Raw genomic sequence first — 24332 nt, 5'->3', positions numbered from 1 at the left:
TAGGTTACCCTTTTTTAATATATTGATAAATAATAGCTCTCTAAAAATGGAGGCTATTTGATTAATTTCTAAGACAATTTTAAATGTCATCTGCCAACATTTTTTGAACTAGCAACGACTTCAAGTTGGGTAGGGTAGGCAACCATCTTTTTCTTGAAGAATGTTGTTTAACTTGTTACTTTACAATCGGGCCATTTTCTTGAGTAACATATTTAAAGAAAATCGTTAAGGTGTTTGTTTTATCATTAAACAATAAAGATAGATGATCAAAGAAAAGAAGTAATACAAGTTAATATTAGTTTCGATGAACCGCAGCGTAAGATAAGAAAAAGTCATTCCCTCCACAAGTGGAGAGAATGACTTTCCTTCATAAATCGCAAAACTACTGATTACAATTTTGCCCAACGTTCCTCTAACCAGTTCATAAATTGTACACCTTTATCGCCTTCATACGCATCAAAGACATCTAAACGCATACGTTTTAGTTTATCCGCAAAGTCTGCCACTGTATGATCCTTCGGCAAGCTCTTTTTAACCCGCAGGAAAATTTTGTCTGTTCCTTTAATAATATCAAAACGTGCAGGTGATGGCTTCTCTACGTCTTCGCCAAGCGCCGCAAGTGCTTCATAGGCTGCTACTTGCACCTTGTAGACAGTATCATGTTGCATACGATTTATTAATAAATCTATGATTTTGTCATGTTGATAAGCCGATAACTTTTCGACTGCGTCTAAACGCTCTCGCCAGCTAGACGTATAATTTGCCTGTTTTTTTAATGTTTCATACTGCTCAGGTAATGCTGTTTCAAACTGTTTCAAATAATTGCACCTCTTTTTTTAACTAGAGGAAAAATGAATTCTTTTTCTTCTGCTTCTCTTATTATACGTTGTCTTAATGAAAATAGCGATAAATCGCTGGTAAGGATATATATTATAATGGAAACTAACTACATTAAGGTGAACCTTATTATAATTATGTACTATCTTAAACTAACGAGGGCTTTAATTTAAGAAGACATCTGCTTAGGATCTTCCACAATGGGGCGCTGTTTTTGCGCTACATGGATGGCTAACGGAATAATGGAATTAAGATAAAAAATGCCAAGTTCAATTTTAGTATCGAGGAATTACGCTTTTTAGAATTAGAATTTCCCTAACATTGTAATTCAGCATTTTCTTAAATTACATCAAGTTGTATGTATAAAACATCGCTTAAAAAGTGCCTCCTAAAGCAACCCGTTCTAGATTAGAACGGGTTGCTTTACTGAGACTATAAAATTAAATAGCTATATTGTCACTTTATATTACTTCATCTGGTGGTTGTGTCTTTCTCCAGCCATAAAACTGCATGACGTCTTTTGATCATATAAATCATTTCAATTCCCACCTTCCATGTTTTTTAATTAACAAAATTAATATTGACGAATACGAATATAATTTTCAATTTTTCTTTGGTTCTCTTCAAAGATTTTTTTCACATTTTCATTATGAAGTGCTTGCTCACGAGAGATCTTACGTTTTGTAATAGTTATCGTGAGAGCAAAAAAGTTTAATATCATTTATTATCACCTCCTTAAATTACCATGAAAAATGAAAAAAACCGTAGAGAGACTCCTCTACGGTGAAAAAAGGCACAAAAATACCGCAGGGGCACACTTCTCCCTGCGGTATGGGTATGCTTAATTACAAAAAAACTTAAGCGATCCATTCCGATCTGGTCGAATGTGTGATTTTCATTTTTACTGAAGTTGTAGCTACCAATGACATTAATTTAACGATAACGATCATTTCATTCGACCTCCTTAAGAATTTTTTGATTACTTTGTAAGTATACCTTTCTTTAAGTTGTTTGTAAACATCTTTTACTAAGATTTCCTGATTATTGAAGCGAGAGCAACGGGTGCATGGGGAAATCCAAACCCAGCAAATTCTACAGGGGGATGGCTATAAAATGAAAAAGCATTAGCAGATCACATTGAATTTGGTATCCTATACATTAATAAGAAGACTAAGAGATATGTCAATAAGTAAATTGCAGTTATTGGTGGTGGTCATTCGGCTAGTAATACATTATTGGCACTCGCTGAATTACAAAGCAGAGAATCCTGCAACAAAGCTAGTGTGGATTATGCGTAAAAAATTTGTAGCAGAAGCCTATGGTGGTGAAGCATAGTTGTGGCACAGTAAGAGTGCATGGAGAAGAAATTCTGCGCCAACCAGAAAAGGACTTCTATATAATAGTCGGAGCTAAAAGATACGGACGCACCAACATTTTTAATGGCAACTGGCTACGAACAAGTTCGTTCAATAACAGTTTATTTATCAGATAATGAAGAAGCTTCAAAACGTGTGGAATTGGAGTTACCTTAAACAGTATATGCAGTATAAATCTTGCCAATTAAACAAATTCACTAAAGGGGAGACACAGTTTTGTCCATATATACAACAGCTTATGGGTAGTTGACGTGTCTAAGCCCTCCTCCACGCCAAATAATTTTAGTTTACATAATATAAATACCTGAGTTACAGCTTTCTAATTATCGGATAGTTCCTATAAATTATCGTTCAAAAGGGGATTGTTCGTTTAAAAAAAACTAATTATCGTTTAATGTAGATTTGTCCTATATTTATTAAAATTATTCATAAGAGTGATGAACTTAGCTAGTTTTTACAAAATCATTAAACAAATTCGTTAAGAATAAATACATATATTGTTGATTTTAAAACGGGAATTCCAAAGAGTCGGGAATATAAAATGTGGCCACTAATGTAAAGTTTTTAAATATAAAAGATGTCCTCTCATGCGAATAAACCATGTTAAAGGAAACTACTCATAAAACAAGAGCAGACACAATATCATTACGTTGTGCTGCTCTTGTTTTTTTATCCTTCTTTTGATAGTTGGACAATCAACCCTTTTTAAACTGACTGCCTTAAACGCCGTCATCTAATTGCCTTAAAATAAAGTTGTAAGATATTTTAAAACAAACTTCTTTATAAAGCAACACCAAAGTCTTTATTAATTGATGTAGAAAAGAGTTCAATTAAATGAAACGAGCTCAGAACGCCTCAAACCTGTTGTTGCTAACAATTTAAACATTATCTCATTCTGCATCGAAAAACGTGATTTGGCGCGTTCTAAATAGTCAAATAGCTGCTTTAGATCCGTTAATGTCATATAGACAGGCAGTTTATCATCGGTCTTTGGCGATTCAATCCCGAGCGTAAAATCATTAGCAAGGTATCGTTCAATTAAACAATAGTTGGCGAACGATTTTAAGAAAGAGATTTTTCGGTTGACCGAACGAGGTTTTTGTTTTAATGATCCTAATAGATATTGGATAAAGCGACGTACTTGGGTCTTGGTAATCTCATTTAAACAGGTTGAACAGCCATGGTCCGTTAAAAAGGTTAAGAAGAGCTATAAATCGTATTCATAACTCGTAACCGTTTTCAATCTCAATAGACAAAACAAATTCATGAATGGCTGCATGTAGTTGCAAGTATAAAACCTCCAGATATCGTATTAAACAATAATTATTATCTGTACAAAGTCATCCCATTATCGTAAAAAAGGAGAGTTATCGTTCACATGAAAATTATAAGGAACTTCAAAATACAGATTCTCCAAATACATAAATTCCCTAGATTGAGTCAATTGGTTGGATTTCCAGTTAACTCTCACTAAAATCGATATACGAGTAATCTTAAAAACAGAATAATACTACAGCGATAAAAAACGGTCAAATGGTTTTACTTGATATAAAAACATATATAAATGAACGCATCATCGTTCAACTTCGCCTTCTTACAGAAATATTTGGTTGAAATATAGGTATTTGTACCAATATAAAAACACCACCACGTTGATTTGATAGGTACAATACCCATTTTTCAAGGAAAGGTATTTATTTGTCTCATTTTTCAGGTCCGTAAACATATTAGGATTTTGGTTATTTTAAGATTTATTCAATATTAACGCCAAATTGTAAATTAAATTTTTTTAATTCAATTTCATGTTCTTCCGCAAACTTTGGTTCTAGTTTACTCATAATATAAATGCTATCGTTTACTAATTCTAAACCGCGTTTGATTTCTTGATTCGCCATTAGAATTAATCCTTCAACGTATAGACTTCTAGTTTTTTCAAAAAATAAAAATGGCTGAAGATATTTTTTTACTATGTTTAGAGTGTTTTCTGCGTAGGTAAAATCTTCTCTGCGAATAAAGATGATACAAGCATTTAGAAAGAGATTAATTATGTTTTTAAAATTTTTTTGAGTAACTTTTTTTGTGTTCATATATGTCTCTAATTCTTTGACGATAGTAGATATGGTATAACTATTAAGTATTTCAATAGTGTTGCCAAATATAGAAATTTCGTAACTTGTCCATATTTCACATTTCATAATATACCCTGTAATAAACTCTTTTTCATAATCCAAAATTTCAAAAGAAGCGTCTAAATTTTTTATGAGAGCCGCAATAATTATTGCATTACATTTATGATACTCATTTTTTGTTTCTAAAAAAAGGTTTGATTCGGATTTTCTCATTTCATGTAGTGAGTCTAAATCTTTTGCAATATACCAATATGAAAGTGTATTAATAAATTTTTTATAGGGATTCACTTCTATGTCATTAAAAAAAAAATTTCTTCTACATCAATATTTAAACGATCAACAAGTTTAATAAAAGAATCAAGTGAAATGTCTGAGTCACCTTTTTCAAACTTGCTCAAACAAGAAAAAGAGACAATGTTCTGAGACATTTTTTTTAACGAATAGCCGCGTCCTTCTCTAATCAATCTGAATGACTGTCCAATATTATAACCCATCATATACCATCCCTTATAAATAATTATAATATATTACAATTTATGTGTATTAAAACCTATTATATAGTATATTTATGGTAAATATAAGGGGGTAAAAATATGAAATATAGAACATTAAAAAGGTTAATATTATTAGCATTAGGAATTTTAGTTGTAATTGGAGTAGACATTACAATCATTTAATTCTTTAAGAGAGAATATATCTTAAGGTTCATATATTTTTTGGTTGCTTTACCCTAAAAGTAAATTGTTTTAAATTAAATGATCCGCTTATTTATTGAACATTCCACTTATTGTTTTAACGAAAGGGGGTGATAAGATTGGGTACAACAGCTGTATTAAAAATCCATGAGTTTTCAAATTCAAACTCTGTAATTTCTCCTGTTCTACATGTTTCACCAAATACGAAAGCCTTAACGTTAGTTGAAGTTATGGAAATGTTTGAACAAAGAATGGTGCATGAAGAAACAAATTGTAATTTTTCTGAAAACCATGTAATGCACTTATAGTTTTACCAAAGACATATATTGTAATAAGTAGCTTAAGTTTTTTCGTACTTAGGCTACTTTTACAATTTGGGAGGAGTTTAGTTATGAAGAGTGTTGGAACAAAATCTATTGTTAAACTAAAACCTATCGAATTTAAAGATAGATTAGATAGAAGATTCAATATTGAAGGCGTAATAGATGAACCGATTTCATTATTTTTAAATAAAAATCATATTCCAATCGATGCTGTAATTGTAAAAAAAGATGGAAGTATTATTGACGATTGGCAAGAAAGAATACAAGAAAGTTCTGAGTATGTTGTAGAAATGGTAAGGGCTTATCATCTCCCTGATTTTTTATCTTTACTAAGATTATGGGATACAAAATTAATTTCAGGAAAAATTAAAGTAACAGAAGATGCTTACTACACAAAAAGACTATTCCTGCACAATGATTACGATGGTGATTATACTGCAACACAAACATCATTTAATAAAGAAGAGTTTGTTTCATATCTTGATCAAGTTTTCGTTGATGGAATAATGATGAATCGTTTAATTGAAAAAAATGACAGAATAGCTCTTGCAATGTCTGGAGGTAGAGATAGTTTATCTTTAGGATATTTTTTAAGTCGAAATAGAGAACATTTTCCAGATCATACAATGAGTTCATTCCATGTAAATACATTCTCGAAACCAAAAGAGACAAGGTTCGCTCAAGAAATTGCTGAAAGGTTCAATTTTGAACATAATCTTATTACAAATGATCAAGTCAAAGAGCAGTTTAGATTAAAAAAAGACCCTAACGAAGTACTTGATTTTATAAAATATGATTACAATAAATCGTATTCAATTGCTGGCACACATATTATTATGAGATCGGCGGTTGAGAAAGCAGCAAGAGAACAAGGTTTTAAAAAGCTTTCATATGGACTAATGAAGGAAGATTTGATGTCTACAATAATTAAATGTATTTTTGTAGGGTTTCCGTTCAATGGTCCATTTAATCGAAAATTTGGAGACTTCGATATTATTTATCCTTTATGGCCGATTTCAAAAAAAGAGTTAACTTTGTATTTAGAAGCGATAACGCCAAGTCATAATCGCCAAGAAAGTCCTTCAGAATTTGAACGTGGTTCGTTATCAAGAGATATATATTATTTAATTGCAGACACTATCGAGACAATTCTACCAGGTGCAGGCCTTCAATTGCTGAATTCCCAAAAAACAACATTAAAGCATTTGGTACCAAATGAATATAAGCAATGTGAAAATTGCACAGGAACGTATTCAATCTCATATCAACCGGAGTATGAAATTATAGAGCGAGAATATAAGGATGTTGGTTTATGTGGTTTATGTCAGATTTTAGAAGAGCACAATTTTATCAGATTGTAATAAACACGATTTTTTCATGGCGGTGAAGATGTTATAAGAGTAAATATACGTATATATAGAAATATATTAATTTCACAAGTTGCAGCATCCGTCGGTGAAGTGTTTTTAATGATTGCGTTAGCAAGTTTAGCCTTTCAAATTACTGGTTCGCCTGTACAAGCAGCATGGGTAGTATCAATTAGTGCTTTAGCTACTTTTACAATGGGATTAGTAGCTGGATGGTTTATAGATAAGTTTCCGAAAAAACATTTAATGTTAATTTGTGATATACTTCGTGTATTTTTAATTACTCCATTGTTTTTTATTTCTAAAGAAAATTTTTGGCTTGTATATATAATTGTATTTCTTATTTCTTGTTGCAATTCTGTTTTTCATCCTTCAAGAGAAGGGTATATTCAATCTCAATTTGATAAGGACGAAAGACTAGAAATAGTTTCCTCTGTTCAAAGCTATTTATCTTTAATTAGTTTAATTGGTCCAACAATTGCAGGAATATTAATTGCGATTCTTACACCAAGTATATCATTTGTAATAAACTTAACTGCTTTTATTATTTCAACTTTTTTTATAATGAAGATACCAAAAGATACACCAGTTAGCGATTCTACTCCGGAGAAATTTTGGCGAAAAATCACTTCAGGATGGGTATACTTGTATAAAAACAAGCCCCTATTAAGATTGAATATAAATAGAATATTCTTAACTAGTGCTTTGGCAATTTATGTAATAGTCAATTATTCATATTTAGCTAGCATTGTAAATCAGCCAATTTTTAAATTCACATTAACATTTCCAATTTTGCTAGGTTTAGTTAATTCAATTCAAGGTACAGGTGCATTAATTGGAGGTATCGTCGTTAAGAAGAATAAAAAGAGAATTTCAAATAATTTTGAAAAGCTATTAATTTATGCTGGTATAGTCTTTGCTATTGGTTTCATTTTATGGATTTTTGAAAATATATACTTAATTGTTTTAGGAAGCTTTTTTATAGGTTTTGGATTGATTATCGGTAGAACTGGCATTTCTTTACTTGGTCAATCATTAGCTGATTCAATGTATATAGGTAGAGCAATCACAGCTGGAGATGCAATAGCGAGACTCTGCAATATTTCAGTTACAAGTCTGACATCAATATTGATTATGTATTTTAGTCCGAAATTATTAATAGGTCTATCTGCAGTGTTAGCTATTGCAATTTCCATAAATTATCTTACCAAAAGAAAGGTTGAAGAAAATGACAAATCAACCAATCGTATGTTCAATTCCTAAATTTAATTTAAATACCAACATGATAAAAGAAAATTGGTATAAAGAATATTTCAATGAAGATTATTGGAATCTTGTGTATTATTCTTGTTCATCAATAGAAGTTACAGAAAATGAGCTATCTTTCATTAAATCAATATTGGAAGAATCAAAATCTTCTTCTGTGTTAGATTTATTTTGCGGAATTGGAAGACACGCAAATAGATTAAGTGAAGAAGGTTATATTGTTACCGGTGTGGATATAGATCCAAACACGATAAAAATTGCAGAGAGTTCTAGTGAAAGTCATGTTGATTATATAACAAGTGATGCAAGAAGTTTTACAACAAATAAAAAATATGATTGCTGTCTCTTAATGCAAACTTCTTTTGGTTATTTTTCTGATTTAGAAAATCAAGAATTACTATCTAAAATTTTTTCGCTACTAAATGAAAATGGTACTCTTATTATAGATATACCAAATAGAGATAATATGTTGAAAAATTTTAGTTATAGAGATTGGGTAGCAATTGAAAATAAGACTTATTGTATATCGCATCAATTTGATTATATCAACAGTAGAAGAAATACAACTATGAAAGTCATTGATGAAAAAGGGGAAAGAGAGAATACTCATAGCATTAGAATGTATTCTATATCTGAAATGATTGCTATGCTAGAAAATAGCGGTTTTGTCGTTAAAAAATTGTTTGGAGATTTTTCTATTAGCAATGTTCGTTTTAATAATAATTTTAGACGATTACAATTAGTTGCTCAAAAGTAGGTGGCGTATTTGATTTTAAATGATAGATTTATTCAAAACTTGATTTTAGAGCATGCTAGAAAACCTCGGAATTACGGAAAATTAGAAAATGCAGCTATATATGAATCAAGTAACCCTGGTTGTAACGATGCTGTTTTAATTTATTATAAATATGTTGATCAAAAGTTAGTTTTTTCGTTTGAAGCTTTTGGGTGTACATTATCACGCGCTTGCGCTTCGATATTATTAGAAGAAATTAATCGAAAATCTATAGATGAAATTAAAGAGTATGGCAAAGGATTTCTAGAAGAGATTCTTGGTTCCAAAATTATCAATAGTCGACCTAAATGTTCTACTTTGGCATTAAATACAGTAATGTGTATAGTTCACGAATTGAACATGCTTAAACCAAGTATTTATAAAGAATTATAAGATAGTTTTAACTGAAAAGTCGGCGTATATATGGATTTACTTAACTTGAGGTCTAGTATCATAAGTCGAAGTATTATAAAAGAAGAAGTATTATAAAAGAAATAGAGAGCGAGCAGTGTGATGAATATTTAAAATCATGGTTAACATCGCTTGTTAATTCTGAGGATATTGGGATTGCTTATATGACGGATGAAGAATTGCTTGCAGAAGAGCCCTCTATGTCAACCAAGGGTGTAAGCGAAGTGGCAGCTTGTCTTGTAGTAGCCATGGGTATTGGTGGTACGCTGGCTTATGCGGTTGCGTGTGGCGGTTCGTGTGTAGCACCGACACCAGTGACTGCAGTGATATGTGCTGCATGTATTGGTGCATATGCAGTTCTTGGTGCTGGTACTATTTCTGGAGCAGTAGCTTGTTTTAATTATCTATGAGGTGATTCGATGAACAAGGTTTTAGCGTTTTTGATTTTTGGAATGGGTTTTACTGGATCCGTTTTAATAATTTCAGTCGTGCTATTGTTCAAATCTCAAAGTTGCAGATTGCTGTCGCCTCAGCATTTGTTTTAGCGGTATTCACTGTCTGGGCTCTAGTAATACGAAAGCGCTTTGAGAACGAATTAAAGTGAAAACGTTGTGTTAAAAAGGGGATTTGCCCTCGGATTTCGACAAAAGGCATCGAGTGAATATTTGCAAAAGAACTGAGCGTTATTTTTCGCTCAGTTCTTTTATTTAGATAAAGAAGATTTTTAAACCCTTAGGGTATATCTTAGTTGTTTGGAGTAAGATTAGGTTGCATAGGGTACATCTTAGTTGTTAAGGGTACAACTTAGTGTATATGGACTTTAAGATTAAGTTGTGTACGTGGACAAGAACTTCTGTACACTCAAAATGGAATTAGATAAGTAATCTTTAGTAATTTATCTAAAGGTTCTTGTCCAAAAATAAAGACAAGAATGTCCGGATTTGATGTAAAAAGGACAAGAATGTCCAGACAATCCCTGTCCAAAAAATAAACTGTCCGGAAGTTCATGTCCAAAGTGTCTGCAAGTTCATGTCCATATACAATTATGGGTAGTTGATGAATCAAGGCCCTCCTCCACGCCAAATAATTTTAGTTTACATAATATAAATTATAGGAAGTTATGTTTCATTGAAAAGTATACTAATAATAGTGAGACGAAATGGCTTGTACATAGACATCAAAGTCTAAACTTTTGAAAATAATTCACGATTTTCTAAATAGAATCGATATTAGCTCATGTTGGTTTGGAATAAAGTTTGATTAAAAGTTTGTTGCAAACGTTGATTTTTTATAGAAGAAACCCACGCATTTTGATCAAACTTTTATCAAAATGCGTGGGTTTTATTTAAATGCGAAATTATTTTTCTCAAACTATATTACAAAATACAACTCTTTTTTCTTCCATCATTGGGATATTAATTTATTTAAGAAACAATTTTTCTCTCTTTACGAACAAATTCACATGTCCAAAAACCTAAAAATGAATTTAAGCTTCTGTATATTGTCCAATCTTTCTGAATTTCTCATAGCGATCTTCAATTAATTGTTCGCCATTTAGGGAATTCAATGCTTTTAGTGTGACGCTTATACATTCTTTTATATAAAATGCTTGCTTCACAACATTGCGGTGTGCTCCACCCGTTATTTCAGGGATTATTCCATCAATAACGTCAAGCTCTTTTAAGTCAGGTGCTGTTATCCGCATTGCTTCTGCAGCTTGCTTCCCTAGGCTACCATCTCGCCATAAGATCGATGCAGCCCCTTCAGGCGAGATAACCGAATACGTTGAGTTCTCTAACATAAAGACGCGATTAGCTACCCCTAATGCAATGGCACCTCCACTTCCGCCTTCCCCAATAACAATACTAATAACTGGTACTGTTAGAATCGCCATTTCAGAGAGAGTTCTAGCAATGGCTTCACTTGGGCCGCGTTCCTCGGCTGCCTTACCCGGATAGGCTCCTTTTGTATCAATAAAACAAATAATTGGGCGCTTAAATTTCTCAGCTTGCTTCATTAAGCGTAATGCCTTACGATATCCTTCAGGGTGTGGCATACCAAAATTTCGTCTAATATTTTCTTTAGTTGATTTTCCGCGCTGATGTCCAACAATTGTTACGGGCTGTCCTTCAAAGAGAGCAATTCCTCCAAGAATATACGATCTCCATGTAACTCAATAAAGTTTTCACACATAGCTTCTATATATTGTAAAGTTGTTGGTCGTTCTGGATGTCTAGCAACCTGTACACGATCCCATGGCTTCATATTGGCATAAATAGATTGTTCTAGCTGTGTTAGACGTGTTTCAAGCTTTTCGATTTCGCCTGTCATGTCTACATTTGCCTCTGTAGCAATCGTTTTTAATTCATCAATTTTTTCTCGTAATTGTACTACTGGTTCTTCAAAAGCTAAATTTTTAGACATGTTGCACACCGCCTTTTGTATGCATTTTTACAAGTATTGCTACTTGGTTTCGTAAATCCTTCCTATGGAAAACTGCATCAAGCTGACCATGTGCTAGTAAAAACTCTGATTTTTGGAAATCATTTGGTAATTTTTCTCTTAATGTTTCTTCAATGACACGGCGACCAGCAAAGCCAATCAATGCTTGTGGTTCAGCAATATTAATATCTCCAACAGAAGCAAAGCTTGCTGAAACGCCACCGTATGTAGGGTGCGTCATGATCGAAATAAATAATAGTCCTTCTTCACTATGACGTTTTAATGCCACACTCGTTTTTACCATTTGCATTAATGATAGAATACCTTCTTGCATGCGCGCTCCACCACTAGCAGTAAAGATAATAACCGGTACACGTAATTCAATAGCTTTTTCAACGGCACGTGTGATTTTTTCTCCTACAACGGAGCCCATTGAGCCCATACGGAAATGAGAATCCATAATGGCTACAACAATTTCTTCTCCATCAAGAGTTCCTAACCCAGTTAGTACAGCTTCGCTTAATCCCGTTTGTTGTTTAGCCACTGAAATTTTTTCTACATAATCAGGGAAATTAAGTGGATTACTTGTTTGTAAATGATCATCCATTGAAACAAATGAACCTTCATCTAAGAAATATGCTACGCGCTCCTGTGCAGTCATTTTGAAATGATGGCCGCATTTTGTACACACTTTATGATTTTTTTCTAATTCCTTTGTTAACTGAATGTGACGGCATTCTGGACATTTTGTCATAAGTCCTTCTGGAAATCCCTTTTCCTGTCCGTCCTCTTTCTTTTTACTAAATAAGCTACGTATTACCATGTTTTACTCCCCCTTTGTTGTCTAAATGCCTTGTTCAGCATTCATCCACTGTTGGTAAGCTTTTAATGCTTCTTTTTTATAGCCAAGCTGCATCGATTTCAACATAGTTTGAATGATAATTTTTCTTCTTCTGTTGAGTTTCGATTTAAACGGTCATCAGCATAAACTGCTAACTGAAACTAGACTTTTAGTGAAAGACGATTTCCTGACGTGATGATTATTTCTCGTAAAACATCCCGACAATTAATCGTACTTTCTATCTCTAGCTTTACAAAAAAACTGCCCCACACTGGTAGTGTTCGCAGAGTTTCTGTACAACTTATAATGCGAATGGCTTCCTTTTCATGTCTTCTAATATAAACATTGACAATATTTCTACGAGCTGATGCTTTTATGTAGAAGCTAGAAACATACCTTCCCCATGTCTCGTTTCAATAAGACCTAATAACTCTAAACTTCGCAATGCCTCTCTCTCAGAGGATCGCCTGACACCTAGACGTTCTGAAAAGACTCTTTCGGAAGGTGACTTTTCACCAGCCTGTGTTTTTTCTATTTTAATAAGTTGTCGTAATTATTGGACGATATCTAAAAACACTTTCTTTTGTTCAGTTTTTTTATCCATACGATCAACTCCTCGGTCAATCTATTTGCCTTGGAATAATTATTGCTGTCGCTTTCCTTTCGCGCAGATAAACAATGCATCCAAAGGCTTTATCTTCATTCAGTAGGTGTTTGGGTACCTACTAAAAAGAAACAAAATCCACCACCTTCAGATGATGGCGTCTCTTACTGAATGAATTCAAAAGTGGTCTGGCCACTTTTGAAGTTGGCTTTATCTTACAAAATAATTATTTGAAAGTAAAGAAAAAACTGCATAAAAATTTATGCAGTTTCAGACTGTAGACAAACTCGATGAATTTTGAGTTTGCCTACAGTCTTTTTTCTTTTACAATGAAATAAAGTAAAGCCGTTGATTTCCACTACGGGCGGACGCTTTCCGCGGGCGGGGTCGAGCTGCTTCCCTCGCTTCGCTCAGTCCAGGATCTCGACTTTCCCGCTTTTCCCGCAGGAGTCGCCGCCCTTCGATCCAATCAACTTCTACATAAAGAATTCCTTATTCATTTATTGATAAAAAGTAAACTTTTGAGGTGATCAACCATGATGACGAAGAATCAAACCAATGAACGTGAACAATTAGAAATGTTAACGATTGATCAATTAGTTCCCAACGATCATTTAGTGCGAAAACTAGAGGCTGCTATTGACTTTTCATTTATCTATCCTTTAGTAGAACATCTCTATTCACCTAATGGGCGTCCAAGTATTGATCCTGTTGTTCTCTTTAAAATGACGTTTATTCAATATGTTTTTGGCATTCGCTCCATGCGTCAAGCGATCAAAGAAATTGAAACGAATATGGCGTATCGTTGGTTTTTAGGATTTGGTTTCCATACAGAAGTCCCGCATTTCTCTACCTTCGGTAAAAATTATGTCCGTCGCTTTCAAGACACTGATATATTTGAACAGATATTCTATCGTATTTTAAAAGAGATTATGCATCAAGGACTCCTCCATGCAGACCATTTATTTATCGATTCCACGCATGTGAAAGCGAGTGCCAATAAACGGAAGTATGATAAAAAGGTCGTGCGAAAAGAAACACGGGCTTATGAAGGAAAACTTCAATTAGAGTTAAATATGGATCGTGAAGAACACGGAAAAAATCCCTTTCCCCCGGAGAAATTTGAAAAGGAAGAATGGAAAGAAATAAAGGAAAGCACGACAGATCCTGAAAGTGGCTATTACGTGAAGGATGAACGTACGAAGCAGTTTGCATATTCCTTTCATGCAGCCACAGACGAAAAAGGCTCTGTCTTAGGTGCCATTGTGACTCTGGGAAATGTGCATGATAGCCATGTATTGCAGCCACTTGTGGAAAGGGTCATTCAAAACGTTCAAAAACCAATCGCTGTTGCGGCAGATGCAGCCTATAAAACACCAGCGATTACGAACTTTTTGTTAGAGAATCAAATGTTGCCTGTTCTTCCGTATACACGTCCCAAAACGAAAGATGGATTCTTCCGAAAGCACGAGTATACATATGACGAGCACTATAATTGTTATCTTTGCCCACAAGGGCAGATATTGAAGTATGCGACAACGACGAAGGAAGGATATCGCCAATATAAATCGAATCCTTTGATTTGTGCGAAGTGTCCAAGCCTTTCCCAATGTACAGAAAGTAAGCATCATCAAAAACTCATTCAACGCCATATTTGGAGTCATATGTGGAGGAAGCTGAACATTTACGCCATTCTTATGACATCAAACAAATTTATGCAAAGCGCAAAGAAACGATTGAGCGTGTCTTTGCCGATGCAAAAGAAAAGCATGGTATGCGATGGACAAACTTAAGAGGTCTAAAAAAATTGTCCATGCAGGCGATGCTTACTTTTGCTGCCATGAATTTGAAGAAACTGGCTACTTGGACGTGGCAAGTAGCTTAAGAGAGCAACTAAGCTCGAAGAGTATGTTGAATTTGGTAGTATATTACCAAATGTTAAAAATAAAATAGGAAGAAAAATGACAAAAGCCCATCGAGAGTGAACTTCTCGATGGGCTTTTGTCTACAGTCTGAAACTGCATAAAAATTTATGCAGTTTCTAAAATTCCCTTCAATTTCATATTCTTTTCGTCGTTTGTGCATGTTTTATTTTCACTTGAGGTCTACCAAAGCGCTTTTCAAGCGTTCTCTCAATGTAAAGCAATTCATCTTCTAGTAACAACTCTTGAACAAGATGAAAAATTGCGGGAATAAGGTTACAGATACCGTTCCAAACTCATCCTGAAGCATGTAAACGGCGACCTACAAGGAAAGCACGTACCTAGCATCGTCCGGACGTGGCCCACTGAGCCAATACCTGAGTTCTTAATCGTAACTTTTTTATAATCGTCGCGACTTTATTTTATTAAATAGACTTTAATTAATAGAGAATAATATGTTCAATATATGAACATTTATTCTCTATTTTTTATTATAATAAACTACTTAACTCTATATATAATATCTAGTATAAATAGTCTAATATATGGTTAAGAACGGTCATTCGATTTATTAGAAACTAATGTTCAATAGGCGGTGGGTAAAATTCGTATCCAAGAGGTTATTTTAGAAAATAATGCAAAACGGTATATGTTAATTGATCGGAATGGCTTCCCTGTTCTTCTTGTCATGAAATAATTAAAGTATTTAGATAAGACAGGAAAAAGTCCAAATACGCAAAAAACATATTGCTATTCCTTAAAACATTTTTATACCTATTTAGAAGAAAAGGAGAAAGATTACAAGTTTATTCGATTAGAGGATTTAGCTGATTTTGTGGGATGGTTAGGAAGCCCTTATCAAAGTTCAAATGTTACTCCCCTTCAACAAAAGAAAGCAAGCTGATGTTTCAAAAGCAACCTTATATAACAATAAGGACTTTCGTTCGAGAATTGAAACATTACGAAATCAGCAATCACAAGTACCTACACCAAAACAAGTGAAACGAGAAATGAACGAAAACAATAAAGATGCCCTCATTGCATCTCTAAAAAGAAAAAATCTAAAGTTAGAAGGAGAAAACAAGCAATTAAGGGAACAACTGAAAGTTGCTTACGCAGAAGTTTATAATAAGTTATGAGGGAGAACGTTATTCTCCCCTTCTTGTTCAACTAACGGAGCAGGTTAGTGGAAGAAATAGCAAGTGGGATTAACTAGGAGAAGTGTCGATGACATTAAAGAAGACACCGAGGTGTCTTATGTTTTTTTAATTAAGAATATTGATAAAGTGGAATTTAATTACTTAACATTATACTTATTTTCGGAGCGAGGCATCTTATCGGTGAGTATATACCAAGTAATGCTTGCTGTTAATAATGTTGACGAAATCAAAGCTGTAAGAACACTATATGTTTGCCAAATAAGTATCGTTGACCAATCGAAGGCAAAAAACATTATACACTGGGCAATCGTAGCGATTAGGAAAATAATTGTTACGATTGTTCTCTTTTTTGTAATTGGCTGCTGCTCATTCGTTTTCCTTTTTCTTAATCCTAAGAGAAATAACAGAACGGCCAATAGGCAAAGAATAATTGTGGTAGACGACAAAATGATGTCCAAAAGCTGTGTGCCGCTTATCTCATATGACTGAGTTAGATTGCCGTCTAATATATCTTTAACTTTTAGTACCAGGTTTATATTGGTATTTGCGCCGTTGCTCAGTAAGCAGATGGCTGTTCGTTCATTTGGCAGTATGGCTACTTCGGTTCTAAAATTCGGATTACCCCCAGTGTGTTCTATAAACGTTTGTTCGGCGTTTACCGACCAACCTGCCGCATAATACATATCGTTGACAGCCGAAACAGACATATCACCCCTATGTGATTTTTCGATAACCATGTGAAATATTTCGGGTATGTCCTGCACGATACCCATCTGTATGCCCATCCAACGCGCCATATCTTTTGTATTAGAAATGATATAGCCGGCAGGTTTATTCCCAGCATAATCCGGAGCGTTAAATGGAGTTGTTATGAAAAAGGAAGAACGGTAGCCCTGTGCTAACTGTCCAGTGGCTTGAGCATCTTCTTTATAAACATACGTCTGGTGAAGACCTAAGGGTAGAAATACCTGTTCCCTCATAAAGTCTTCATAGCTTTGTCGTGATACAATCTCAATAACCAAACCCAATACGTCATAATTAACGGTTCCATAGTTATATTGTTCACCGGGAGAGAACGCCAATTCAGCATCTACCAGCGTTTCCACAGTCTTTTGCAACATATCAGGCGTATTGCCTTGTGGAATATTTTGAGTATGTCTAATATTTGTTAAGCCGCTGGTATGGTGAAGGAAGTTATTTAGTGTAAGGCTTTGCATATCAACAGGTTTACCTTGATACTTTAACGTAAACCAAGGTAAATATTTTTGGATAGGGTCAGTCATTGATAGCAGCCCTTGCTCTTCCAATAGCAGAATCCCCATACCAGTAAAAGCTTTACTCACCGAGGCCAACTCATAGAGTGTATTTTCACTTGCAGACAACCCCTTTTCAAGATCTGCATACCCAGAAGAAAAGTAGAACACTTCATCATTAGCAAGTATTGAGATTGACATTCCAGGCACACCTGATGTACGAGAGGCATCATCTAGCAACGCTTGTATTGCCACAGATTTCGAATCTGACAACGCATAACTTTGTGTTGCGAATCCCGAGAATAATATAAGTATCGTTAATACAAAAACAATAGTCTTTTTCATAAACTCTCCTTTTTGAAGAATTATAAGAGTATAAAAAACTTATTTTTATAACTATAAACTAAATTCTAATTTATATTTCTACTTAACTATATAATATCAAGTAATTGTGAAGAGTTACACTTAAACTAACGGGTGCTTTAGTAAAAGAAGAAACATACTAACATTAGTAGCACAAACCATGGCCCTGGTTTGTACTACTAATGTTAGTATGTTTAATTTTTCTATCTTTTTTAAAATTAGGTCTTGATAATTTATAAACATCGTATCTTTTTTTAAAACATCGCAACTTTATTTCAATTCTACACAAAGCACAATTCTTGCTGCAGAATTGCGCCTTTAATGAAATAACTAAAGTATGTCTAAAATTGCTTATAGGAAGTTGCACTATCGCTACCGTTAGTTCAACTAGACGAATACATCCCTTTTGCAACTTTCTCTAAACTTTCTTTATCATAAGTGTTCATTGTAAGATTGAGCTTTGGCATATAAGTACTTCCACCTGTCACCATTTCTTTTGTTTCCACATCATAAATTGCATAATTACCTTTAAATTCTTTTTCAGTGTCTTTAAAGGAATAAAAGAAATAAACTTGCCTATCGGGGCTAACGGTCTGATGGTAGTTAATATCTATATTAGGGTAGGTACGAAGAATATTTCCATCAAAAGTAATATAATTTAATTTTTCTACCTCATTGAACAATATTTTTTTTCTAACATTTACAGATGCATCAGGCATTTCTTTAAAAAGAGCAGTATCCAAATGCCTTTGCTGTTGCTTTGACTTCTGCTTATATCTTTGAAAAACCTCCTGATGTATAGGATATTTTAGGTCTCTTAATGCCAGATAAAATTCATCTACAGTTTCATCAATAACTTTTTCCTTATTTGCAGGATGTAAATACTCATTTTTATCTGAAGGTGTAGTTTGTGAATAAACTGGACTTCCTAAATACATAGAAAAGCTGAACAAAAATATAAACACAAATGAACTAATTAAGAATGGGTTTTTCATTTAGATTACTCCTTTTTTGAAGTAACGTGCCCTAAATATACTTTAACTATCCTGAGCCGTTAGTTTAAGTAATAATCTTCACAACCTTACTCGATAGTTCAACAATAATATCAATTTTGTTGAAAATGTTCCTCAACAATCTGGCCCGTTCGTAAAATGAAATGAGTCCTATTCAATTAAAGCCCCAGTTACTTTAGGTTAAGTGCTCCACAATTCTCTTTGCCCTGCGCTCCATTGATTTAGAGTAACCAAAACAATCTCTAAATAACTTCCTGCCAATGTATGTTTGAAAATGATTGTATCTATATCGGTAAAATTCGTTCCAATAGCTAATCATTCGATTATAGCTTTTGCAAAATGGCACAATATTTTCAAGACAAAATCTCTTAATCCGTTCTGTATCCTGCTCTTTTAAAATATCATAGGCTAATTCTATTATCTCTACGACATATTCATCACATATTTTGACGATGTAAGGAATAGCCCAGTCTTCGTAATCCATCTGTAGCAACGAATAAAAATGCTTTTGACGTACAAATCCATCACAACTTCTTGAATATATACAATGCAAAATCATTTTTTGTTGTAGACTTAGTTTTTCTATAACTGCATCTGAACTATCAATGTAGTAGGTACGATAAGGAAATCTAATCACGGTATTATTTTGAAAATAGTGGATAGTATCCTCAGACACAGCAATCGTGACATGATTATAAGTTTTATGAGGAATCATTCCAACCACTGTCGTCACATCCTCATTTAAATGTTTGGGAAATCCATCTTGAAACATGCACTCACATCCTTGCTTCACGTAATATTAAAGAATAACTAAACTGCCCTGGTAATATAAGAAGAGACTGCGTTAATTGAATAATCGTCCCTGTGTTTGCTTATCGTAGAAAGGCTCTTATTTTAAATAGATCCTTTTCAAAATCTTGATAATCGTAATCAGTAGTTGATACCTTATTTATTGCTTCCCTCCAACTGTTCAGTAAATATGAATAGCGCAATTTCTGTAATAAATCTGTTGCTTATTCATTTGTTTAAGAAAATTAGTTGGAGTATAGTTTTAATAGCTCATGTATTGAACTACTAGCATCGTCAATTTTAATAAAATAGGGTAATTGCCATTTTTGTGTTGCTAGCGCTTGTTGACTAGTGGGAGTATCCCAACTAGGATAAACTCTAATTGCCATTTTACCCTTTGTATTAACGGTTTTAAGGATGTTTTGTTTTAAAAGAACTTCTTTTGGAAAAACAAATTGGCCAAAATCACCATTATCATTAAAAGTGTTTATTACCAATAAATCAGTGGCATTATCATATGAGAATGCTTGGTTTTTATTAGTTTCATCCTTTTCCCAAAAGGAAACAAACTGTCCTATCTTATTAGGTGTTATTTTTGCGACTCTAAATCTAACCGATTTAGAATTTAACTGAAATAGCCCAGCCCCATAATCTGAGTTTTGAGTTTCTTCATGGATATCTTTTATTGTTAAATTATTAGGTTCATAAAGTAATTCATTTATATATGCTAATGTCTTATTAAATTTATTCATAGTTTTACCCCTTTTCTTATACTAAGATATACCAGTATATCACCTGTGGACCTGTCACCGTAATTTTTCAATCATATGTCTCACATTATTTTAACAATGATGACCAAACAATAAATAATTATCTGAGGATGTAATCTTAACTGAAAAGGTAGTAAATACTATGTTTTTGGAAACTAGAGTAAGTCAAAAGCTGCTCCGTAAATAAACATTATATTTTACGGCAAGAACTAATTTAACAATAAAAGTGATTGTTCCTCTTTAACTAGCTGTCACATTGCTTTCTTCGTGATAATACATTGCATACAAATCATTTAATGTAACTTTCCCAAAAGCAAAATCTACTACGTTTCTCTCAACTAAAAAAGATGTAAGTGAACTTAATAAACTGGCTTCAGAACTTGGTAAATGGATGAGTGTCATGTCATTTGTCAGTGTTTGAAGTTTGATATTTGGATATAGCTCATGAAGCTGTTTTTTCGTATTACTTTCCATATTTTTTATGCGAATCGTTTTAATATGCGCTTGACTAAAATCTTCGATTATTTGATTGGTATCTATTAGTTTTCCCTCGTTAAATAAGAAAATTCGGTCTGCATATTTCTCTAAATTATCAAGTAAATGGGAGGCAATGATAATAATTTTCCCTTCCGCCTTTTTCTTTAATAATATTTTCGAAATAATTTCCACATTATTTGGATCAAGCCCGTTCATCACTTCGTCCATCATCATAATGTCTGTATTTGTAACAATTTGCATGGCAAAGCATAGACGTTGGCGCATCCCAAGAGAATAGGTACCTGTCTTTTTATTCACATAATGCCCCATATTTAATGCTTCGATTGTTTCGTCAATCAGTTTTAAATCCGATTTCCACATCGTAGCAAACATTTTTAAATGCTCTCGCCCACTTAAATGATTATACAAGTCACTTTGGTCTGGCATCATTGACACGAATGTATGGATTTTCACTTCATTTTGTTTAGTTGAGTAACATAGGCCATCTTTAAAAACGATCTTGCCATTCAACGGTTTCACATAATTCATCAACACATTCATAAATGTAGATTTTCCCGTTCCATTTGGTGCAACAAGCCCAATCATTTGCCCTTGCTCAAAGGCCATGGAAATATTATTTAACACGTTCATTTCTCCAAATCGCACGGTAATATTTTGAATATCAATCATCTTTACCACCCCTATTTAATTAGCTTATATCGCCTGTTCGATGCCGTCAGTATGATGAAAAAAATGACAATGGCAGCTAGTCCAAGTAATAACTGTAATCCTAAAGTAAAATTTAAATGATCATTCATATAATAAAAATTCCGCTGTTTTGAAATAATTTGTCCGACTTGAATATAGGATGTTGGATAATTTTGAACGTCCCAGAAAAAGCCAACGTAACGGCTGAAATAAAAATTTTCACCAAAAATAAGGAGTATGCCAACAGCGAAATTGACCATCTCATTGCGGAATAGCATACTGCATAATAGTACAATGCTGATGATGACGATGAACCAGGTAAAAAGTAAAGCCAGCGATTGTCCTAAAAACGTACCTAAAGTCATCATTTCAAATTTACCTTCCATACGCCAGTCGAGATGCGGCGCATATACTGGAGAGGGCAAATGGAAATTCCCAAAGCCAGATTGTAGTCCTACAATAAAGAAGCCAACAATAAGCGGTATAAATAATACGGCACTACCTAGTAGCACAACGACCATTTTCACCAGGAGCTTTTTCCAATCATTAATCGGAAACCCCTTCAAAATGGATGGATGGCGTCTATCTTTGGCAACCATATCAATTGCTAAAAGTAGCACACAGACAATCAATATAATGGGCAGTATACCCTTTAATAAGCGTTCGAGCGTTTGTAGTGCCGTGCGTTGTTCAAATATTTCCGTTGATAATTCATAATCTGCTTTCGAATATGCATCATAACGGACTGCATGCTCTAAATAAGCATAAAAGGCATCATCTTCTGCATACTCATTATTTTTTATAAAATACTTTGAGTTATATGAAAATGAATCACTTTTATAGGTAATCGCATTGGTAAAGTAGTACCAATCACGCGTTAAATCTGCATATTTTTTTAAATTGCCCTTTTCTAATGCATCTAATCTTGCTTTATCTATAGGGTTAATCTGGCTAAATATTTCAATAGCAAAAATAACGGCAGGATGCAGACCATGTAGTTTTCTTCCTTCCATATGATCTAAAAATTCCTGACGTGTTAAATAGCGCGCCTCAATCTCCTCAGAGTCTACACTTTCAATCGGATCGTAAGCTGGTGCTATTTTAAATACATAAAAAAAGGTTGCAAAAGCAAGTAAAAAGTAGATTGCTAAGTTTTTCTTATTCAAAAAAAATTGCTTGAATTCAAATTTAAAATAACTCCACATGCTTATTTTCCCTCCCCTATGCCCTATTGATTTTTCCTGTTGAGAAGAATGTTTTAATTACAAACAACATTAAAATAATACTTAAACATAGGATGATTAAGCCTAGATTCATCGTAATAGCAACAGGCTCTGCTAAATCTACCGGTACCCCTCGTAAAATATCATTAAAATTCATGAAATTAAAAGGATTATAGGGGAATAAACTAATAAGAGATGGAAAAATCATCGGTAAAAAGAATACAATAAAGTGTACAAATAGTGTTAAATACATATTTTTCAGTAGCACATTTAAAATAATCGACAACAGCATGACAAAAATTGAAATGACGAACATATAGCCAACACTTATGGCGATATATTGAAGCGTAGATATTAATGTGGCATTTCCTAGATAAATCCCGACAGGCTCTAGTGGGTTACCAAGTCCATTTAGTATCCATAACGGACTTGCGCAAATAAAAATGAGTAAAATACTAGTCACTATGGATAACAAAGAAATAAGACATTTAGATAAAATATAGGTATCAAACCGCACAGGAAAGCCTTGAATTAAACTAGGATGCTCAAAGTCATCCAGTAAAATAGAACTCGTATGGAAGCTAATAAATATGTACCAGCCTGCACCTACGTGACTAAATAAAAATAATAAAAACGGTATGTATTGAAATAGATCAGATCGTGTATCCTTTCCCTCATCTATCATCCATTTAAAATAAAGGTAGTCCATCGAATTTTGTAATTTAGAGGGTAACAACTCGGCAATATTTTCGTATCCTTCTAATTCGAATGCCTCTTGCCTTAATTTAGCGAGTTGAAGTGAAGCCTCATAATACATAGATTGTCTATCCATTGTTAATGTTGCTATTTGTAAAGCAATTTTGCTTTTTTGTTTAGTTAAATTTTTATATAAATCGCTGCCATCCCCTGATTCTGAAGCATCTTTCACTTGAAATTTTGACAGTACAGCCTGGATGGAATAATAGTCACCCTTTTTTTCAACGATTTGATTACCAACGGCCTGTGCCTTTAAATAAAACATAAAGCCGAAAACGATAATGGCAACAGCGACTAACGCAACTAAATTTTTCCGATTGGCTCGCTCAATTACTAGTCCTACTTTTAATGCACGTAACACCGGCATCCGCCTCCCTTCTCAATGTAAGCTTTTACATTACTATGATAAGATATTGTGGATATTTTTTCAATTTTTAAATTTTTTTAACTTTTAAAACTTCTTACCATTATTCAAGTCTGGTACGCGTGTAAGCGACAAAAAGAAGAGGACTGTTATTTACAGTCCTCAAATGGTCAAAAAGTTTCATGGATTTTATATTAAAGTAGCCTTTCCAATGTAATATTCGCTAATAATTAGTTCTTACTTTAAGTTGAATCAATGACTAAGAAAGAGCTGCATTCTTCACTCAAATCATTGATAAGTCTATGTTCTTTATTGAGTCCATTTTGAAGAAATGGTTAATCAAAAATGAATTCTTATCACACTTCAATCTAACAAACCAGCGTTAAAATTCATAGCCAGCGAATGGAGAGTTAGTTTCCCCTTATAAACTTCTAACGCTTTATTACATATCTAATAACAAAGCCAAAT

At 33.6% G+C, this 24332-nt stretch carries 18 protein-coding genes and 6 pseudogenes; 10 read left to right on the top strand and 14 right to left on the bottom strand.

The window, feature by feature from the left end:
- Positions 1 to 389: 389 nt before the first annotated feature.
- Positions 390 to 818, bottom strand: a complete 429-nt coding sequence (locus tag MKY46_RS12135) for a HEAT repeat domain-containing protein (RefSeq protein WP_036126241.1) — start codon at positions 816 to 818, stop codon at positions 390 to 392.
- A 593-nt stretch (positions 819 to 1411) separates the two neighbouring features.
- Positions 1412 to 1558, bottom strand: coding sequence for a YrzI family small protein (locus MKY46_RS12130; protein ID WP_340834354.1), 147 nt, complete (start codon positions 1556 to 1558; stop codon positions 1412 to 1414).
- A 310-nt stretch (positions 1559 to 1868) separates the two neighbouring features.
- On the opposite strand from MKY46_RS12130, the pseudogene MKY46_RS12125 reads away from it, so the two are divergent.
- Positions 1869 to 2401 (top strand): annotated as a pseudogene (locus tag MKY46_RS12125) (flavoprotein); the annotation flags it as partial.
- Between the two features lie 1563 nt (positions 2402 to 3964).
- Here MKY46_RS12125 and MKY46_RS12120 read toward each other — a convergent pair.
- The gene (locus MKY46_RS12120) at positions 3965 to 4630 is read right to left on the bottom strand and encodes an Rgg family transcriptional regulator (protein WP_036126255.1); all 666 of its coding nucleotides are present in this window, start codon (positions 4628 to 4630) and stop codon (positions 3965 to 3967) included.
- Between the two features lie 2 nt (positions 4631 to 4632).
- Entirely contained in the window at positions 4633 to 4836 is a 204-nt protein-coding gene (locus MKY46_RS12115; protein ID WP_051891718.1) for a helix-turn-helix domain-containing protein, read from the bottom strand.
- Between the two features lie 320 nt (positions 4837 to 5156).
- On the opposite strand from MKY46_RS12115, the gene MKY46_RS12110 reads away from it, so the two are divergent.
- The 6 genes from MKY46_RS12110 (at position 5157) to MKY46_RS12085 (ending at position 9589) form a co-directional block, all read left to right on the top strand.
- Positions 5157 to 5345: a hypothetical protein gene (locus MKY46_RS12110; protein WP_036126258.1), complete on the top strand. Its 189-nt coding sequence runs from the start codon at positions 5157 to 5159 to the stop codon at positions 5343 to 5345.
- 83 nt (positions 5346 to 5428) lie between these two features.
- Positions 5429 to 6721, top strand: a complete 1293-nt coding sequence (locus MKY46_RS12105; RefSeq protein WP_036126259.1) for a hypothetical protein — start codon at positions 5429 to 5431, stop codon at positions 6719 to 6721.
- 33 nt (positions 6722 to 6754) lie between these two features.
- Positions 6755 to 7990: an MFS transporter gene (locus MKY46_RS12100; protein WP_080717125.1), complete on the top strand. Its 1236-nt coding sequence runs from the start codon at positions 6755 to 6757 to the stop codon at positions 7988 to 7990.
- Complete coding sequence (locus tag MKY46_RS12095) at positions 7956 to 8750, top strand: class I SAM-dependent methyltransferase (RefSeq protein WP_036126264.1); 795 nt, start codon at positions 7956 to 7958, stop codon at positions 8748 to 8750. The genes MKY46_RS12100 and MKY46_RS12095 overlap by 35 nt, the downstream gene beginning before the upstream one ends.
- A gap of 9 nt (positions 8751 to 8759) precedes the next feature.
- Complete coding sequence (locus tag MKY46_RS12090) at positions 8760 to 9161, top strand: iron-sulfur cluster assembly scaffold protein (RefSeq protein WP_051891719.1); 402 nt, start codon at positions 8760 to 8762, stop codon at positions 9159 to 9161.
- Between the two features lie 182 nt (positions 9162 to 9343).
- Positions 9344 to 9589, top strand: a complete 246-nt coding sequence (locus MKY46_RS12085; protein ID WP_051891720.1) for a hypothetical protein — start codon at positions 9344 to 9346, stop codon at positions 9587 to 9589.
- Positions 9590 to 10665: 1076 nt separating this feature from the next.
- On the opposite strand, the pseudogene MKY46_RS12080 reads toward MKY46_RS12085, so the two are convergent.
- From MKY46_RS12080 to MKY46_RS12070, 3 genes and pseudogenes are all read right to left on the bottom strand, one after another.
- A pseudogene (locus MKY46_RS12080) lies at positions 10666 to 11603 on the bottom strand (acetyl-CoA carboxylase carboxyltransferase subunit alpha).
- Positions 11596 to 12444, bottom strand: a complete 849-nt coding sequence (gene accD, locus MKY46_RS12075; protein WP_340834350.1) for an acetyl-CoA carboxylase, carboxyltransferase subunit beta — start codon at positions 12442 to 12444, stop codon at positions 11596 to 11598. Before accD ends, MKY46_RS12080 begins: the two are co-directional and overlap by 8 nt.
- 21 nt (positions 12445 to 12465) lie before the next feature.
- A pseudogene (locus MKY46_RS12070) lies at positions 12466 to 13003 on the bottom strand (FadR/GntR family transcriptional regulator).
- A 599-nt stretch (positions 13004 to 13602) separates the two neighbouring features.
- Here MKY46_RS12070 and MKY46_RS12065 point away from each other — a divergent pair.
- The 3 pseudogenes from MKY46_RS12065 to MKY46_RS12055 form a co-directional block, all read left to right on the top strand.
- Positions 13603 to 14864, top strand: a pseudogene (locus tag MKY46_RS12065) (IS1182 family transposase); the annotation flags it as partial.
- Positions 14865 to 15592: 728 nt separating this feature from the next.
- Positions 15593 to 15886 (top strand): annotated as a pseudogene (locus tag MKY46_RS12060) (site-specific integrase); the annotation flags it as partial.
- A gap of 1 nt (position 15887) precedes the next feature.
- Positions 15888 to 16127: pseudogene (locus tag MKY46_RS12055) on the top strand (DUF6262 family protein); the annotation flags it as partial.
- A 158-nt stretch (positions 16128 to 16285) separates the two neighbouring features.
- On the opposite strand, the gene MKY46_RS12050 reads toward MKY46_RS12055, so the two are convergent.
- From MKY46_RS12050 to MKY46_RS12020, 7 genes are all read right to left on the bottom strand, one after another.
- Positions 16286 to 17746, bottom strand: a complete 1461-nt coding sequence (locus MKY46_RS12050) for a serine hydrolase domain-containing protein (RefSeq protein ID WP_340834348.1) — start codon at positions 17744 to 17746, stop codon at positions 16286 to 16288.
- Between the two features lie 401 nt (positions 17747 to 18147).
- The gene (locus MKY46_RS12045; RefSeq protein ID WP_089933555.1) at positions 18148 to 18759 is read right to left on the bottom strand and encodes a hypothetical protein; all 612 of its coding nucleotides are present in this window, start codon (positions 18757 to 18759) and stop codon (positions 18148 to 18150) included.
- A gap of 193 nt (positions 18760 to 18952) precedes the next feature.
- On the bottom strand, positions 18953 to 19549 hold the full coding sequence (locus tag MKY46_RS12040; protein ID WP_340834347.1) for a hypothetical protein: 597 nt from the start codon (positions 19547 to 19549) through the stop codon (positions 18953 to 18955).
- A gap of 262 nt (positions 19550 to 19811) precedes the next feature.
- Positions 19812 to 20318 (bottom strand): MepB family protein, encoded by a 507-nt coding sequence (locus MKY46_RS12035; RefSeq protein WP_340834345.1) that lies wholly within the window; start codon positions 20316 to 20318, stop codon positions 19812 to 19814.
- A 258-nt stretch (positions 20319 to 20576) separates the two neighbouring features.
- Positions 20577 to 21503 (bottom strand): ABC transporter ATP-binding protein, encoded by a 927-nt coding sequence (locus tag MKY46_RS12030; protein WP_058844400.1) that lies wholly within the window; start codon positions 21501 to 21503, stop codon positions 20577 to 20579.
- A gap of 11 nt (positions 21504 to 21514) precedes the next feature.
- Positions 21515 to 22726, bottom strand: coding sequence for an ABC transporter permease (locus tag MKY46_RS12025; protein ID WP_330493304.1), 1212 nt, complete (start codon positions 22724 to 22726; stop codon positions 21515 to 21517).
- Between the two features lie 16 nt (positions 22727 to 22742).
- Positions 22743 to 23867 (bottom strand): ABC transporter, encoded by a 1125-nt coding sequence (locus tag MKY46_RS12020; RefSeq protein ID WP_271913474.1) that lies wholly within the window; start codon positions 23865 to 23867, stop codon positions 22743 to 22745.
- Between the last annotated feature and the right edge of the window lie 465 nt (positions 23868 to 24332).

It is taken from the genome of Lysinibacillus sp. FSL M8-0355 (assembly GCF_038008985.1).
Taxonomy (GTDB): domain Bacteria; phylum Bacillota; class Bacilli; order Bacillales_A; family Planococcaceae; genus Lysinibacillus; species Lysinibacillus fusiformis_D.
This window is presented reverse-complemented; position numbering and strand designations above follow the sequence as displayed.

What these genes read in the sequence shown, in the direction of transcription:
- MKY46_RS12115 (WP_051891718.1), bottom strand. Translation starts at nt 4,836, where the DNA reads ATGGGTTATAATATTGGACAGTCATTCAGATTGATTAGAGAAGGACGC.
- MKY46_RS12020 (WP_271913474.1), bottom strand. Translation starts at nt 23,867, where the DNA reads ATGCCGGTGTTACGTGCATTAAAAGTAGGACTAGTAATTGAGCGAGCC.
- MKY46_RS12040 (WP_340834347.1), bottom strand. Translation starts at nt 19,549, where the DNA reads ATGTTTCAAGATGGATTTCCCAAACATTTAAATGAGGATGTGACGACA.
- MKY46_RS12030 (WP_058844400.1), bottom strand. Translation starts at nt 21,503, where the DNA reads ATGATTGATATTCAAAATATTACCGTGCGATTTGGAGAAATGAACGTG.
- MKY46_RS12050 (WP_340834348.1), bottom strand. Translation starts at nt 17,746, where the DNA reads ATGAAAAAGACTATTGTTTTTGTATTAACGATACTTATATTATTCTCG.
- accD (WP_340834350.1), bottom strand. Translation starts at nt 12,444, where the DNA reads ATGGTAATACGTAGCTTATTTAGTAAAAAGAAAGAGGACGGACAGGAA.
- MKY46_RS12085 (WP_051891720.1), top strand. Translation starts at nt 9,344, where the DNA reads ATGACGGATGAAGAATTGCTTGCAGAAGAGCCCTCTATGTCAACCAAG.
- MKY46_RS12045 (WP_089933555.1), bottom strand. Translation starts at nt 18,759, where the DNA reads ATGAAAAACCCATTCTTAATTAGTTCATTTGTGTTTATATTTTTGTTC.
- MKY46_RS12105 (WP_036126259.1), top strand. Translation starts at nt 5,429, where the DNA reads ATGAAGAGTGTTGGAACAAAATCTATTGTTAAACTAAAACCTATCGAA.
- MKY46_RS12025 (WP_330493304.1), bottom strand. Translation starts at nt 22,726, where the DNA reads ATGTGGAGTTATTTTAAATTTGAATTCAAGCAATTTTTTTTGAATAAG.
- MKY46_RS12130 (WP_340834354.1), bottom strand. Translation starts at nt 1,558, where the DNA reads ATGATATTAAACTTTTTTGCTCTCACGATAACTATTACAAAACGTAAG.
- MKY46_RS12095 (WP_036126264.1), top strand. Translation starts at nt 7,956, where the DNA reads ATGACAAATCAACCAATCGTATGTTCAATTCCTAAATTTAATTTAAAT.
- MKY46_RS12035 (WP_340834345.1), bottom strand. Translation starts at nt 20,318, where the DNA reads ATGAATAAATTTAATAAGACATTAGCATATATAAATGAATTACTTTAT.